This window comes from Oceanobacillus kimchii X50, from assembly GCF_000340475.1.
Lineage (GTDB): Bacteria > Bacillota > Bacilli > Bacillales > Amphibacillaceae > Oceanobacillus > Oceanobacillus kimchii.
The window spans coordinates 3,497,397-3,512,961 of the sequence record NZ_CM001792.1; the positions used below are offsets into that span (position 1 = coordinate 3,497,397).

Sequence of the window (15,565 nt, forward strand, 5' to 3'; positions counted from 1 at the left end):
CCAACCTTTTTTTTTCATTCATACCTTAAATATATGAAATCAATGTTCCACCAATAGCCCCTGTTAGAACTATCACCCACGGTGGAAGTTTCCAATATACAAGCATACTGAATAATATCGCAGCAAAAGCAAAGTCAATTGGAGATAGAACTGCACTTGTCCATATTGGCTGATAGAAAGCTGCAATCAATATACCTACTACGGCAGCATTTACTCCCATTAACGCTCCTTTTATCTTGTGGTTGTTTCTCAAACTATTCCAAAACGGTAAGGTACCTAATATTAATAAAAATGCCGGTAAGAATATAGCTATGGTAGCAACCAAACCACCGATCCATCCATTCATAACTGCTCCTAGATAAGCAGCAAATGTAAATAATGGTCCAGGTACAGCCTGTGCAGCACCGTATCCCGCTAAGAAAGCTTCTTCACTTACCCAACCTGTAGGTACAAACTCTCTTTCCAACAGTGGAAGAACAACATGTCCACCACCAAAAACAAGCGAACCTGAGCGATAAAAGCTATCAAACATAGCAACCCAATGGGAGGTCGTTATTTCCCTTAGGATTGGGAAAAGTAATAACAAACCAAAAAACAATGACATGCAAATAAAACCAAACTTTTTCGTTAATATTTTTACGTGTGTATGTGATGCTTGTACATCATTGCTATAATTTTTGTATATAACATAACCAATCATTGCTGCAATCAAAATTACAACGACTTGTGAGTAGACTGTTTGCCATAAAAGCGTAACGACCAGGGCAACTAAGGCAATCGTTTTTCGTTGTAAATCAGGTGTTAATTTAGTTGCCATTCCAATTATTGCATGCGCTACAATAGCAACCGCAACTAATTTTAACCCATGTATCCAGCCCATTTCTCCCACATTAAAGCTTTGCATCAATAAAGCAAAGATAACGAGTGCAACAACAGATGGTATCGTGAATCCGATAAAAGAGACTATTCCACCCAGGGTACCTGCGCGCATCACACCTATTCCGATTCCCACCTGACTACTAGCTGGACCTGGTAAAAACTGTGCTAACGCAACAAGGTCCGCGTAACTTTTTTCATCCATCCATTTTCTTCTTCTTACATACTCATCGTGAAAATAACCGAGGTGCGCAATTGGCCCTCCAAAAGAAGTTAGTCCTAATCGAGTTGAAATAAATAGTATTTCCAATAACGCTTTTAATGAAGATTTTTCATTTTGTTTATAACTCATATACCATATACTCCTTTGTGAAGTTAGTCTTTGATTTCTTTAAAGAGTTCATATGCTTTTTCTCTTGCCTCTTGTAAAATTACTACTCCCTTGTCTGTTGCTGTGTAATATTTTCTAATCTTTCCTTCGACGTTCCGATCCTCTTTTAAAAGTAGTCCGTCTTTTTCCATCGAATGTAGAATTGGATAAAGCGTTCCCGCACTTATACTATATCCATGCTCTCTTAATTCTTCTAACATCCATAACCCAAAAACCGGGTGTTCATTCGCATGGTGCAGAATATGAATGTGTATAAACCCTAGAAACAGCTTTCGTAATACTCTATCCTCCAAAATTATACCTCCAATAGTGTCAGTTTCGATATCGGAATTCGTTATCGAAACTCAATAATGATCGTAACATATATACTTTTCACAAAAAAGCTAGTTTACAAAAACTTAACAAAAGAGGTTGTATACATAAGTTATAAGCGTAAAAATGAATAGGAATTAGTTTAAATTATAATATATATAAATCCAAATTGTAATGAGAGCTTATCTGCTTTTTCTATCCTATCTTATGGCCGTGATGCTAAGCTACTTTTCAAGGGCATTGTAGATAATGCACTTGAGTACTACCATTCCGTGTGTGGAGGGGGAATAAAATTCACTACAGAATGAAGTTTGACTTTGTGTTACTATTTTAATAGGTAAAATGTTATGTGTAGATAAGGGGGAATACGATGATCTTTTTCAGGCATTTGTTTGTAAAAGTCATCCGATTAAATAATTGGTTTCTTTTACTTTCGACATTCACGTTGGTTCTGGCAAGTAGTTACTTTATCTATTTTTTAGAACCTGATACATTTGCAGATCCTTTTGAGGGGCTTTGGTGGACAATGACAACAGTGACAACCGTAGGATATGGTGATGTGTCGCCAACCACTGGTCCCGGTAAAATATTCGCAATGTTTTTATATATTATTGGAATTGGAATCATGACTATTTTTATTGGTAAAGCAATTGATTTTCTAAGTGTTCGGAAACGATTAAAGGAGGCAGGCAAATTGAATATCACAACAGAAGATCATATTATCTTAATAAATTGGACAAAAAAGGCTAGTATTACGCTAGACGAATTACTAAAAACCTTTGAAGATATATCTATCGTCATCATTGATGAAGCAGTTAGCAAAATACCGATTTTACATGAACAAGTAGAGTTCGTTCATGGGAACCCAGCAAATACCGATGTATTGTTCCAAGCAAACTTACTAAAAAGTAAATCGGTAATGGTTTTTGCTTCAGAAGATAGTGTCGCAACATCCCAAGCAGATGGTCAAACGCTGTTAATTGCCACGACATTAGAAAGTATCGGAAAAGAATACGAAAAAAATATTTATACAATATGCGAGGTTTTAGAATCAAGACATATTAAAGCATTTCAACATGTCTCTGTTGAGGAATTTATCACTGCAAATGATACAGCAGCCCATTTAGCACGTTCCATTTTATACAATGGCTCAAGTGAAATTATTAGACAACTAACCAGCAATACAGCGTATGATTTGTACTCCATCAGTAAAAAAGACACCTGGCAGACCTATGATGATGCTCGTTCCGATTTAGCAGCTCAAGGTGCCATGCTGATATCAAATGGAAATGATTTATCGATTATTAAACAATTATCCGCGCCTATCCCAAATGATGCCAAGTTGTTTATTATCTGTGATGAAAGTGCTTGTGAAAAAATTATTTCTTAATATAATGAGAAGTGGTTTCTACATATTTGAAGCGATTATTTGTTAACGGGGACCGGAGTTGGATTTGCGAGGCTTGTGTAGGCTGGGGTGCTCTATTTACCACTTTTTTCCGGTTTCCTAAGCTTCGTTTTGGTTTTTGAGCCGCTCTATTAACTATTTTGCCTTTTTAGTAAGAGCTCTGTGTTAATAGATCACGTCAATAAACACTTTTTCTAATAGGTTCTTTCGAATAACTGTACTAGTATAAAAAATAAGCAGCCCCCTTCCTATGTATTGAACTTCAAAATGTTTTCTAAATTTCAGAATTTATATTGACAATAATTGTGAAATGTTTCACAATATAGATGGAAGATATTTCATATTCTAAACGATAAGGGTGTGATGTAGATGAAAACAAGTCAACAAGCAGTGAATCGTGTGGTACTCATTGGCGGTGGATCGGTTGGTATTAGTTATGCATTTGCATTGATGAATCAAGGTGTGACAGAAGAGTTAGCAATTATTGATTTAGATGCGGATAAAGCATTAGGTGATGTAATGGATTTAAATCATGGTAAAGCCTTTGCTCCTTCATTGACTAATGTATGGTTAGGAGAATACGAAGATTGTAAAGATGCAGATATCGTGTGTATTTGTGCTGGGGCTAATCAAAAGCCCGGGGAAACTCGCTTAGACCTTGTAGAAAAAAACATGATAATCTTTAAAGAAATTGTGGCTGACGTGATGAATAGTGGATTCAATGGCATCTTTTTAATCGCTACAAATCCTGTCGATGTCTTGACGCAAGCAGTCATAACATTCAGTGGTCTACCGCCTCATCGTGTAATTGGAAGCGGGACTACACTCGACACAGCGAGGCTACGCTATGAATTAGGAGAATACTTCCATCTATCACCGAAAAATATTCATGCCTACATCATTGGTGAGCACGGAGACACGGAACTCCCGTTATGGAGCACGGCGACTATTGGAACGGTACCACTACTTACGTATCTAAATCGAAGTGAAACCTATAAAAAGGAAGACTTAGATGATATCTTCATTAATGTTCGAGATGCTGCATATCGCATCATTCAGAAAAAAGGAGCAACCTTCTATGGCATTGCGATGAGTCTCGTCCGTGTAACAGAAGCAATATTAAAAGATGAACATAGCATTTTAACTACCAGCACCTTCCTTCAAGGTGAATATAGTGTAGACAATGTATGTATCGGTGTTCCAACGATTATTAATCGGAATGGCGTTTGTGAAGTAATTGAAGTTCCAATGAATGAAGAAGAACATAGAAAATTTACGCATAGCGTTCAGACACTTAAAGGCATTTACGAGCCAGCAATTCAAGCGATACATGTATGAAATATAAATAGTAATGTGTTAGTTGGATGGACCTTTTTTGAAATAGATGTTTAATTTTCCGTTATACACGGGAAAATAACTTATACGTACAAATTCAAGAAAGGATGCAATCCATATGCCACAAAATCCAAGAACGAAATATACAAATGAAGACTTTCCAAAACAATTTCAAGAACAACCAGGTATTCAAAGAGAAATGACACCTATTCCTGATTGCGGGGAAAAAACTTATAAAGGATCGGGACAACTAAAGGGGAGAAAAGCATTAATTACAGGCGGTGACTCTGGTATTGGAAGAGCTGCCGCTATCGCTTATGCTCGGGAAGGAGCAGATGTTGCGATTAACTACCTCCCTGTAGAAGAACCAGACGCATTAGAAGTAAAAGAACTGATTGAAGATGCTGGTCAAAAAGCAGTATTACTTCCTGGTGACTTACGAGATGAAGATTTCGCCCGCTCGTTAATACACAGTGCTATTAAAGAATTAGACGGATTGGACACGTTAGTGATGGTTGCCGGAGAACAGCAAGCTGTAGAGGATATCACGGAACTTTCAACAGAACAATTAGTATCCACATTCCAAACGAATGTATTCTCCATGTATTGGATGGTTCAAGAAGCGATTCCGCACCTGCCAGCAGGAAGCTCAATTATCACCACTTCTTCGGTGGAAGGCTATGATCCCTCACCAATTCTAATGGATTATGCGCCAACGAAGAGTGCCATTATTGGATTCACCAAAGGTTTAGCCAAACAATTAAGTTCCAAAGGAATCCGTGTTAATTCCGTCGCGCCCGGCCCTTACTGGTCTGCTCTGCAAATATCCGGTGGTCAGCTGCAAGAGAATATTCCGAAGTTCGGTAAAGAAACCCCGGCGACACCTTTAGGTCGTGCAGGACAACCAGCGGAGCTAGGTGGACTATATGTGTTCATTGCTTCAGAACATGCAAGCTATGCTACTGGACATGTATTTAGTGCAACTGGAGGAATGCGTGCGAACTAAATATTTGTTGACTAATATCCCATCAAACGGATGAAGTACATCACTTTTTACAGTGGTGTACTTTTTTATGGTATTCCGGATGATGGATGACCATGTAGAGCTGTTATTTATAAGGATAACGAGATATCACTTTTAATAATGTTTTAAAGAAGAACGCCTTTGTAATACAGTTGTATCCTATCATTCATTGGTATCTGGTTGATATAGGTCAAAGGCATTACCATATAAATCTTCGAAACCTACGCCCTTTCCACCAGGAACTGGTTTTGGTTCACCATGAAATATCACACCACGTGCTTTCAGTTCACAATAATCCTTCTCTATATCATCACTTAAAAACATAATCAAGACTTGGTTGGCGGCTTGTTTACCAATCATCTCTTCTTGCTCTGGTGTCTCGGCTTTGACTAATTCTAGCCTTGTTTCATTTGTAAAATCTGGTGAAACGGTCACGTACTTCCATCCCGGTGAAAATTCTAATTCTTCTCGAACAATGAATCCTAATTTTTTAGTATAAAAGTGCTTTGCTTCTTCAATGTTGTTCACTAAGATAGAAACTTGGGCTGCTTGGGTAATCATGTATTCATTCTCCTTTCTAGATAATAATAGACTATATTTTACTACAAAAAAGATGAATTAATTTCTTTCAGATTGCTACTACCTGGTCTGTGGTATCCTTTTTCGCCTCGTTTTCTATTATAATGGTAATAATATTTGAAAGAACATTTTATATTTTCACTATTGACCTTGGAGTTTAATCCAATGTTATGTTGATATAGGGGGCTGTGAGCGTGCAAATTAAAGACTTTGCTACAAAATATCAAATTCAAGCTGATACAATTCGTTATTACGAAAAAGAAAACATCTTAACACCAAAAAGACGAGAGAATGGTTACAGAGAATATAATGAAGAATGCGAGAAACAGCTACAGTTTATTATTGTATTAAAGCAATTAGGTTTTACCATAAAAGAGATTCAACAATTACTCCAGTTAAGAGACCAACCTATATCAACGGAATGTAATGTTTCCACCGTATCGTTATTAGGCGAAAAAATAATTAGTCTTGAAGAAAACATTCAGTTTTATCAAAAAGCATTGCAAGTAGTGCATAAAATCAAAGATCTAATTGACGAAGATAAATATGTAAGAAATCAAGGTGTCATCGAGGAATTAATGCTAGGATTTTTCAAAGACACTCAAGCAAGGAGGATAAGATGACGAATAAACAGATTGTTCATATTGAGTATGGAATTGCTTTTGTATTTTCATTTTATATGTATAGCCAGCTCGATTTTCCGATTTGGATGTTTTTTGTATTTTTACTCATTCCTGATATTTCTATGATTGGATATGCAGTGAACAATAGGATAGGTGCAATGATTTATAACATCGGACATAGCCTGATACTGCCGTTACTACTTATTTTTTGTTCCATCTTCTTTGCGATAGATTTATTACTTTCACTATCTATCATTTGGGTTGCACATATCTTTATGGATCGTTGTTTTGGCTACGGGTTGAAGTACCCAGATGAATTTAAGCATACACATATTCAAGAGATTTAAATTCTGCATAAAAAAGATAGATGAGCCATTTTTCTGCTACATCTATCTTTTTTATGTTATCCAACCACTTCTGATTCCAAATAAGCTGCCATCACTTTTGTTCCATTGGCTAAATCCTTTGTTTCTGTAAATTCATCTGGATGGTGGCTTATTCCTTTATGAGAAGGGATAAAAATTAATCCGCTCGGCCATTTCAATGCCATATTCATCACATCATGACCGGCACCGCTATCCATTGAAATTGTTTTAAAGCCTAATGACTTACTTACTGCAGATAGCTTGTCTTGCATGTCTTTATCTAATTGGACAGATGCATCCTTCACAAGCGTCGTGATCGTTATTGCTACGTCTCTTTTTCTCTCTACGTCGTTACAAAATTCGTTTATGGAGTCAAAAAGCTCTTGTTTCAACTCATTGTCCGTACTGCGAATATCAATTCCTAACTCAACTTCTCCAGGAATCATATTCATCGCATTGGGCTTCACATTCGCCACACTGATTGTCGCTACAATATTTGCTCCTCCTCGTTCATTCATTTTAGAAGCTTCTTCTTCGACAAAAGTGATAAGTGGAGCAATCGCGACTAGCGCATCCTGACGATTATTCATCGGGGTTGTCCCTGTATGATTTGCCATTCCCTCAGAGCGTACTATTAGACGAATTGGCCGGGCGATACCATTAACAACACCGATGTCTAACCCTTGGTCTTCCAGTATTTTACCTTGTTCAATATGTAATTCGAGGAACTGCTCCAAATCTGTCTCCGTGCGCTCTGCTTGTTGCACCGTCTCCCAGTTCAGGCCCGACTGTTCCATTGCTTGTTTGATGGTCTTGCCGTCCTGATCAGAAATAGTTTCAATCGCCTGTTTGTTTAACTCTCCCGACACTGCTTTACTACCAAGTGTAGAAACACTGAAGCGTGCTGATTCTTCAGATGCAAAACAGATAATCGCGATATTCTTTTTCGGAGTAATTTGCTTTTCTTGTAATGTCTTCACTGCTGCTAATGCACACAGCACACCAGCGACTCCATCATAACCTCCTCCGTTATATACTGTATCTAAATGGGAACCGAGTCCGATCGTTGAAGCTTGCTCATCCACTTTCCACACTGCCCATTGATTCCCTGCTTCGTCTCCAGACGTTTGCAGACCGAGTTCATTCGCAATTTTTATAAACTGCGCGTGTGCTTGTTTTTCTTCAACGGAATAGCCTAGTCGTGTGAATCCTTCCGATTGATTCATTGATGATCTTACATTTAATGCACATAACTTTTCTTCTAGCCAGTTGATCAACGTAACCTCTCCTCTATGATGTTTATATATTTATGCGAATATATTGTTCTATTATATAGGGAAACAGAAAAGTATCAATTATTATAAAAATGAGATTAAATTTCAGAGGAAAAGACAATAATGATTATGAGGTGATAAAATCATGCTACTGTTTACTATTGTCATTATAATTCTAATGTTATTAGGTTTTATGTACTTAATATGGAGACAAAACGAAAATACATTGAATGATTTCCAAGAAAAACAATATCAAGTAACCGATGAATTTAAAAAAACACTTGCGTTTGGAATATATCAACGATTTTGTACGGAAAATGAACCAATTATCCGTTCTAAAACTTTTATTAAAAATACACCTTTAGAGTTTGAAAATTTTATAGCTAATATTTTAAAACATAAATATGGTGAACACACTTATATCACCAAGAACACAGGTGATTTTGGCGTAGATATTGAGCATGGTTTTGGTGAAGATAAAGTGTTAGGACAAGTAAAATGCTATAAGGAGGACTTGTCTTTCGAACCGATTGCTATCCTACATTCAAATATGGTGAAGGAAAATGTTTCGAAGGGATATGTTGTTACTACATCAGATTTTTCAACATATGCAAAGGAGTACGCAGAAAAACTAAATATTGACCTCATTACTGGTACGGATTTAGTAGAATTGTGGTTACATTATGCTGATCCAGTATATGACTTATTGCAAGACAAGAAAACTGGCAATGTGACTAGAAGAATCGATGCACCTATTTAGTATCTTTCAAAGATTTTTAAGTTTTTACTTATCTTTCTTTTTATCAATCCAAACCCACGTATAATACGTTATCCAAAATAGTACTACAACAATAAAAGCATATAGTACATTGTCTTCTGGTAACATAAAGAATAAAGCAATTAGTATAATTACTGTTGGAATGAATAATGTGAAATATTTTCTTTTATCCAATGTGTTACCTCCTCTAATGTTTCAAATTTATAAATATACTTCTATTACCGCTTCACTTTAAAATTAAAGGAAGACTAGAATGTAAAAGCTACAGGAGAAGCTGTGTATTAACTGCTGACGGTAGAGTTAGAATGAACTTTCTATAGAATTTCCATGGTAATATTACTACTAAGGAGTAAACGAAATGAAATTTAACAACTTACGTAATCTGGGAATGCTTTCAATCATTATAAATTTCTTAAGTGTATATAATATTATATTTGGCATATGGTCTATAATTATGCTTATCTTGGCATGGTTCATATATAAGAACAGTAACGAAACACACAAATTAAATAAAGATAAAAAAATCACTGCCTATATACAAACTTTTATGGCTAGTGTATTTATGTTTTTAAGCACCGTTATGGGAGGTATAGGAATTTATATGTTTTACCTTTTTCTTCGATTTAACCTATCAAATTATGTTTACTATTCTAACAGTTCCAGGACTTATTATATACTACTACTTTGTTATTAAATTGATTAAACACTCTATTCGAATAATAAAATCAAATGGTAGTAATGATTCATGAACACACGTTATATACCTATGGCATGCATTTCTTCATACAGGAAACAAAATTACTAGTGCAGGTAAATGGTTAGGGCGCGGCTTTATGGCTGCAGGTACAGCTCTAACTGCTGGTTTTAACTATATGTATGATAACAACATTCTAGGTTTACAAGATGGTTTAGACTATGTAGGCGGAAAATTAGATGATTTCGGCAATACAGTAAAAGATTCATTTAATGATACGGTCGATAAAGCAGGAGAAGCAATCAGTAGTGGATTAGATGCTATTAATCCAATGAATTGGGGATGGAGTTAGATATATGAGTTCTGAAGCAAATATTATATTAAAAAATTTAAGATACAATTTGTTAAAAGTAGATAATGAATATTATATTATCGATAAAGATCAACCTTTCCTTATCAATTTTTTACTGTCATTCCTTTATTGTTTTTTTCCTAAAAGGGTTAGAAAAATAAGTGCGGATACAGCAGAGCAGAAACAAACTGTATCAAATAAAGAAGCTCCAACTAGCAAGGTTAGTTATATCGGTATAGGTATTTCAGTGATTCTAGCTAATTTAATCGGACCTTTACTAGTTTATCTAGATGTGGATATAACACCTTTTATTGCTTACTCAATTCTATTTTTAATCACTCTTTTGTTGGAATTATTTAGGTTGATAGTGAGCAATAAATTTAAACAATCTCTTTTTCAACAAGTCTATTTATCACCTAATCAGGTAGACGCAACTTTATGGGTATTACCTAGTAGAGTTAAGAATATTGCTGGCTTACTCTTTTCCACTATATTCATTTGGGCTTTCGTTGTTGGTAGTCTGGTTTCCTTTTCACTTTACGGGAACTTATTTTTGTTATTTGTATTTACCTTGTCATTATTTATATTGCTTTTTTTGAATATACTTTGCATTACGCCAGGTAAAGATACGATGAAAATTCGGTCTGGAAAATCATTTCTAGTAACTGCGGAAGACTAATTAATAATGAAAGGATCAAGATAAACACCGCAAGTTTTCCAATAAATGAACTTACGCGTGGGAATCGTCTATCTAACCATAGCCGCAGCCCTCGCAAAGAACGTTTATCTGGATATAGCGGATATACATTTCCTTCGTCTGTAACAACATGCATCCGATTGATCCCATACGATCCAGTCCCCACTTCAATTACTCCACCACGTACGGGAAATGCTGCAGGGAGTTTAGACGACCCGGCGTGCCTTCCATTCCGATATAATTCAGCCTTATGTTCTTCGACCCAAAATTTAAAATCCACGGCATATGTAATTGTATGATTATTTTCATCCACCAGCTCTGTATAGAATAGAGAGCGTGTAAATATATCCCATAACCGATAAGATTTTAATGGATGACCGTCTCCTTCTTTCACTTTTTTTGTTTTCCTAAGTGTTTTATAACGTTTAAGCGATCGAAACATGGAGCATAGACCCTCCTTGATTCTATTAAAGCATGAAGGAAATGACTTTTTTTACTATACGTATCTTTCTTTAAAAAAGTTTCATAGTGATTAGATGTTTACTGATTATTAAAGTTAGCGCTGGCAAACTATTTAACGAAACATGAAAACATTGCATAAACTTGCCTTTTTTATCCAAAATAACAATGTGTTTAGAAAAGGAGATGAAGATATGAAAAAGCGTATAACATTTCTGCTGTTCGCTGGGCTTTTGTTTGTTCTTTCGTTCAATTCCGAGAGGCTAACTTTTGCGAATGTTGGGTCTTCTTTAGATGTGACGCAACAAGATGTTACTGAAGAAGATTTCCCTGAGCTTAGAGGTGGACCGGAAGATGACGAACGTCAACGCCAGCAGCCTGTTGATTTGAATATTTTACAGCAACAGTATCCAGGCATTTTTTTCACAAGTGGTCCAGAAGATCAACAGCGCGTTGCATTAACATTCGATGATGGTCCAGACCCGCGTTTTACAAGCGATGTGTTAGAAGTTTTAAACCAGTATAACGTACCAGCGACATTTTTTTTACTCGGTTCTAGAGCTGCAGCATACCCTGAATTAGTTACTCAGATTCAAAATGAGGGCCATGTGATTGGGAATCACACGTACTTCCACCCTAACCTTGTCGACGAATCTGATATTGCAACGCTTGAACGAGAAGTCTCACGAACAGAAGACGCGATCAATGAAATTACTGGTTACCGAACAAGTCTATTCCGACCGCCTTATGGATTCTTATATGATGAACTTGTAGAGAAGCTGGACGAGATGCAATACTCCGTCATTGGTTGGTCAGTGGATTCGCTGGATTGGGAAGAAGAACCGCCAGAAGTGATCGCTTCTAATGTATTAGACATTATGCATCCGGGAGCAATCATTCTCATGCACGACGGTGCAGATTGGGATGGAGATCGCACGAATACCATTGAATCCCTCCATCAGATCATCCCGGCGCTTCAACAACAAGGATATGAATTTGTCACCGTCCCAGAATTATTGAATATACCCTACGCAAAATAGAAGGTTTTTTCCTTCTATTTTTTTAATCGAATAAAGGTAAAAAAACAGAAAAAAATCTAGCTTTTTGGTATCCTTATCACTAAAAACTGAGAATTCAATGTGTGCCTACATTTAATTAATATCAAATTTGTTATTAGACAAATACCCATTTTCACTTCCATGCATATAATGCTAAAGGATTTAAGAAAAGGAGTGTTTAAATAATGACAGAAAAATGGAATGTTAGTGATCCGTTTGTGTATCAAGCCTTAAGAGAATTTGAGAATAAATCGATTGCCGTCCAAACCACACACGGATCTGTCAGAGGAGTATTAAGAGAGGTTATGCCGGATCATATCGTCATCCGTATGGGCGGTTCCCCATTTTATGTGCGTACTGCTCAAATAATTTGGTTCCACGAGATGAAAGGTGAATAAGCCAAGCTCCATCTAACATAAGATATCAATGGATATTATTTAACGGATGGAGGCACAAAGCACATGATGAAACGTGTGAATAAAATCGCTATTGAACTAACTGCACCGGAACATGGCGATATGAATGCTGCTGCGGCTGTACAGGAATTAATGGGTGGTAAATTCGGTGAAATGTCCACACTAAATAATTACATGTTCCAATCTTTTAATTTTCGTAGTAAAAAAAAGTTTAAACCGTTTTACGATTTAATTGCGAGTATTACAGCTGAAGAATTTGGTCATGTTGAATTAGTGGCAAATGCTATTAACCTACTATCTATTGGCAATACCGTTCCTGGTGATCCCGATACTGCTCCTTTGCAAAATGGAAAAGATGCCCGCTATTCCACGCATTTCACAACTACGGCTCAAACAGCATATCCAGGAGACGGGATGGGAAGACCATGGAATGGATCTTACGTTAATAACAGTGGAACGCTCGTCGAAGATCTACTCGCTAATTATTTATTGGAAATTGGAGCGAGAAACCACAAAATGCGTGTGTATCAAATGACGACGCATCCAACTGCATTAGAAATGATTGGCTACTTACTTGTTCGAGGCGGAACGCACATTATTGCGTATGCGAAAGCGATTGAAGTAGCTACGGGGGTTGAGGTCGGTAAGATGCTCCCAGTACCAAGCTTGGATAATAATCAGTTTGATTACGCTAGAAAGTACATGGATCAGGGTCTGTTTAATGTCTTGTATACATGGGGAGAACCTGAGTATCGGGATATTAATCAAATTTGGAAAGGGGAAAACCCTGAAACCGGTGAAAGGTTGAGAGTAATTGATGGAATGCCTGAGGGCGCAGATGTTCCGGATTTCCCAGAGCTTCCAGAGCAATTTGCACCAGGCATTGATCGTGATGACTACTATCGTATTTTAAAACGTTTAAAAAGCAATATGTAAGAAATGGAACATATTAAGATTAAGCTCATTGCATGAGTATCTGTTCACTAATCTTAATATGTTTTTTTATGCTTTTTTATAGATCTAGGCAACTTCCCCCGTTCAGCTACACAATACATCAGCACCTTGATAACAGTCTCACAAGTTAGGTACTACACCTAATATGACAAATTATTGCCCTGAATAATATTCCATACATAGTTTTAGAAAAATAGAGGAAATATATAGTCAAACTGTATTTATACTAGGAGGAATTTCGATGTCAGGACAAGATCAACATCATGAAATTGAAAGATGTACAAATCAAGTAAAACAAGCTTATCAAATGATTGTACAGGCAAAAACGAACGGAAATATGGAACAGTTAGAACAAGCTGAGCAGCAATTACTTCAAGCAGAAGAGTATTTAAAGGCTACACAGGCTCACTTTGGAAGTGAAGCTTTAGAAAACCCACAATTCCAGCAAACCGAAGAACAATTGCATGATGCTCGTCAAGAAATAAATCTCTTTAGAAATAATCATAGATGAGGTTGAAGCTGATAATATTTTTTGAGGGCGGTTTTCTCCTCTTTCCTTTTTGGCCAAAGATTCTAGTCTTCAAATTGCGATACTGCTACCCACATTTAAGGATAAGATAATAAAGATACCCTAAAAAATTTGCTACAGGCATTTTTCAGGGTAGAATTTTTTATTATATAGATCTCTTGTTACGTTAACTTTTCTAATCAAATTCTCATTTTCCTATAATTCCCATCTCATTTATAAACGTTACGATTAGAGGGACAGCCTAATGAGGAGGAATTACTTATGAACAAAAAAATTTTAATTGGAGCAGTAGCGGGAACTGTTATTTTTGGAGGAACCGCAATCGTAGGGGCATCGGATGAAAATAAGAATGTGGAAATTTCTGCGCAACAAGCCCTCCAAACAGCCTTAGAGAAAACAGAAGGGTTTGTGCAAGAAGTAGATCTATCCTATGAAGATGATGAAAATTACTATGAAATTGAAATCGAAAGTAATGGTAAAGACTATGGATTTCATATTGATGCAGTTACTGGAGAAGTTTTAGAGCAAGGGAAGCCTGATGATGTACAAAATGACAACCAAATAGAAGATGATCAGAATAATTCTAATAACAACCAATATCCAAATGAACCAGCGAATCTTATTTCTTTTGAAGAGTACAACGCAATTACCGGCCAGGTGAACACAGACGATCTGACTTTCCATCTGGAAACGGACAATCAAGGGAACCGTATCATGTTCCTCGTTGATGAAGATGGTAAAAAGCATTATAAAACCATTTTCATCAAACATACAAACCACTTGAAAATCATTGACTTGAATGGTGGAGGACAGATTTACGACGACCGGGTTTAATGAATCGGTTGGGGAGATTCTTCTAAATATACGCAAAGGACCTAACATATTGACTGACCATATGCTAGGTCCTCTGTTAGATTTTGGTCATAATTTAGTTGCTACTGTTCAATTATATAGGTTCATCCTGTGTTGAGATTTGATTCATCTTCCACATTATTTATGTAATAACCTCTATTCTTTAATCCAATTAAACTCTCTAAATATAAACCCTTGTTTTTTAGCATAGTCATTAATCATTTTAATTAGCTTTTTCTTAGATATAGAGAATGAATGATGAATTTCTCTTTTGTTATCTATTTCATATTCTTCAAAGACAATAAAGTTTAATATGTCCATTTTCTTTACTACAAATTGATTCCCTTCATACTCTCCACATCTAATGTTGTATGAATAAATAAAACGAATGATGTCATCATAGTATTCTTGATCAGAAACCTCTACTTCTAGAAAAGAATGGATTATTTCTTCCATGTGTGATCACTCCTTGACAGCTATTTCATACATATCACGTTGGAACGTATTCCATTGGCTTTGTGTACTAATTAGCAGGTGAGTTAATAAGTTTTATTAAACAACGAATAATTTATAAGTATTAAGAATAAAA

20 protein-coding genes are annotated in these 15,565 nt (G+C 36.2%); 13 read left to right on the forward strand and 7 right to left on the reverse strand.

Annotation, left to right across the window (positions count from 1 at the left end; genetic code table 11):
- Positions 1-25: 25 nt before the first annotated feature.
- Positions 26-1,228, reverse strand: a complete 1,203-nt coding sequence (locus C794_RS17735; protein WP_017798519.1) for a chromate transporter — start codon at positions 1,226-1,228, stop codon at positions 26-28.
- A 23-nt stretch (positions 1,229-1,251) separates the two neighbouring features.
- On the reverse strand, positions 1,252-1,560 hold the full coding sequence (locus C794_RS17740) for a PadR family transcriptional regulator (protein WP_017798520.1): 309 nt from the start codon (positions 1,558-1,560) through the stop codon (positions 1,252-1,254).
- Between the two features lie 389 nt (positions 1,561-1,949).
- On the opposite strand from C794_RS17740, the gene C794_RS17745 reads away from it, so the two are divergent.
- The 3 genes from C794_RS17745 (at position 1,950) to C794_RS17755 (ending at position 5,328) form a co-directional block, all read left to right on the forward strand.
- Positions 1,950-2,969 (forward strand): ion channel, encoded by a 1,020-nt coding sequence (locus C794_RS17745; RefSeq protein ID WP_017798521.1) that lies wholly within the window; start codon positions 1,950-1,952, stop codon positions 2,967-2,969.
- Positions 2,970-3,356: 387 nt separating this feature from the next.
- Positions 3,357-4,325 (forward strand): L-lactate dehydrogenase, encoded by a 969-nt coding sequence (locus C794_RS17750; protein WP_017798522.1) that lies wholly within the window; start codon positions 3,357-3,359, stop codon positions 4,323-4,325.
- 115 nt (positions 4,326-4,440) lie between these two features.
- Entirely contained in the window at positions 4,441-5,328 is an 888-nt protein-coding gene (locus tag C794_RS17755; protein ID WP_017798523.1) for an SDR family oxidoreductase, read from the forward strand.
- 180 nt (positions 5,329-5,508) lie between these two features.
- Here C794_RS17755 and C794_RS17760 read toward each other — a convergent pair whose 3' ends face one another.
- Positions 5,509-5,907 carry a VOC family protein gene (locus C794_RS17760; RefSeq protein WP_017798524.1) on the reverse strand — a complete coding sequence of 133 codons (399 nt, stop codon included), beginning with the start codon at positions 5,905-5,907 and terminating at the stop codon, positions 5,509-5,511.
- A gap of 212 nt (positions 5,908-6,119) precedes the next feature.
- Here C794_RS17760 and C794_RS17765 point away from each other — a divergent pair, with 212 nt between their 5' ends.
- Positions 6,120-6,548, forward strand: a complete 429-nt coding sequence (locus C794_RS17765; protein WP_017798525.1) for a MerR family transcriptional regulator — start codon at positions 6,120-6,122, stop codon at positions 6,546-6,548.
- Positions 6,545-6,895: a DUF4260 domain-containing protein gene (locus C794_RS17770; RefSeq protein ID WP_017798526.1), complete on the forward strand. Its 351-nt coding sequence runs from the start codon at positions 6,545-6,547 to the stop codon at positions 6,893-6,895. Before C794_RS17765 ends, C794_RS17770 begins: the two co-directional genes overlap by 4 nt.
- 56 nt (positions 6,896-6,951) lie before the next feature.
- Here the strand turns inward: C794_RS17770 and C794_RS17775 are convergent, their stop codons facing one another.
- Entirely contained in the window at positions 6,952-8,190 is a 1,239-nt protein-coding gene (locus C794_RS17775; RefSeq protein WP_017798527.1) for a M20 family metallo-hydrolase, read from the reverse strand.
- Between the two features lie 142 nt (positions 8,191-8,332).
- Here C794_RS17775 and C794_RS20000 point away from each other — a divergent pair, with 142 nt between their 5' ends.
- A complete protein-coding gene (locus C794_RS20000; RefSeq protein ID WP_017798528.1) occupies positions 8,333-8,947 on the forward strand; it encodes a restriction endonuclease in 615 nt (204 codons plus the stop codon).
- A 24-nt stretch (positions 8,948-8,971) separates the two neighbouring features.
- Here the strand turns inward: C794_RS20000 and C794_RS20735 are convergent, their stop codons facing one another.
- Positions 8,972-9,139: a hypothetical protein gene (locus tag C794_RS20735; protein ID WP_017798529.1), complete on the reverse strand. Its 168-nt coding sequence runs from the start codon at positions 9,137-9,139 to the stop codon at positions 8,972-8,974.
- Positions 9,140-9,798: 659 nt separating this feature from the next.
- On the opposite strand from C794_RS20735, the gene C794_RS17795 reads away from it, so the two are divergent.
- The gene (locus tag C794_RS17795) at positions 9,799-10,011 is read left to right on the forward strand and encodes a hypothetical protein (RefSeq protein WP_017798531.1); all 213 of its coding nucleotides are present in this window, start codon (positions 9,799-9,801) and stop codon (positions 10,009-10,011) included.
- A gap of 4 nt (positions 10,012-10,015) precedes the next feature.
- On the forward strand, positions 10,016-10,690 hold the full coding sequence (locus C794_RS17800; protein ID WP_017798532.1) for a DUF443 family protein: 675 nt from the start codon (positions 10,016-10,018) through the stop codon (positions 10,688-10,690).
- Here C794_RS17800 and C794_RS20740 read toward each other — a convergent pair.
- Positions 10,623-11,150, reverse strand: coding sequence for a hypothetical protein (locus C794_RS20740; protein ID WP_154648756.1), 528 nt, complete (start codon positions 11,148-11,150; stop codon positions 10,623-10,625). The two genes, C794_RS17800 and C794_RS20740, sit on opposite strands and share 68 nt — an antisense overlap.
- Before the next feature lie 211 nt (positions 11,151-11,361).
- On the opposite strand from C794_RS20740, the gene C794_RS17805 reads away from it, so the two are divergent.
- The 5 genes from C794_RS17805 (at position 11,362) to C794_RS17825 (ending at position 14,958) form a co-directional block, all read left to right on the forward strand.
- Positions 11,362-12,207, forward strand: coding sequence for a polysaccharide deacetylase family protein (locus C794_RS17805; RefSeq protein WP_017798533.1), 846 nt, complete (start codon positions 11,362-11,364; stop codon positions 12,205-12,207).
- 203 nt (positions 12,208-12,410) lie between these two features.
- Positions 12,411-12,623 (forward strand): YuzF family protein, encoded by a 213-nt coding sequence (locus C794_RS17810; protein WP_017798534.1) that lies wholly within the window; start codon positions 12,411-12,413, stop codon positions 12,621-12,623.
- 63 nt (positions 12,624-12,686) lie between these two features.
- Positions 12,687-13,577, forward strand: coding sequence for a manganese catalase family protein (locus C794_RS17815; protein ID WP_017798535.1), 891 nt, complete (start codon positions 12,687-12,689; stop codon positions 13,575-13,577).
- 259 nt (positions 13,578-13,836) lie between these two features.
- Positions 13,837-14,106 carry a hypothetical protein gene (locus C794_RS17820; protein WP_017798536.1) on the forward strand — a complete coding sequence of 90 codons (270 nt, stop codon included), beginning with the start codon at positions 13,837-13,839 and terminating at the stop codon, positions 14,104-14,106.
- Between the two features lie 279 nt (positions 14,107-14,385).
- A complete protein-coding gene (locus C794_RS17825; RefSeq protein ID WP_017798537.1) occupies positions 14,386-14,958 on the forward strand; it encodes a PepSY domain-containing protein in 573 nt (190 codons plus the stop codon).
- Between the two features lie 174 nt (positions 14,959-15,132).
- On the opposite strand, the gene C794_RS17830 is transcribed toward C794_RS17825, so the two are convergent.
- Positions 15,133-15,432: a hypothetical protein gene (locus C794_RS17830; protein WP_017798538.1), complete on the reverse strand. Its 300-nt coding sequence runs from the start codon at positions 15,430-15,432 to the stop codon at positions 15,133-15,135.
- Positions 15,433-15,565 lie beyond the last annotated feature (133 nt).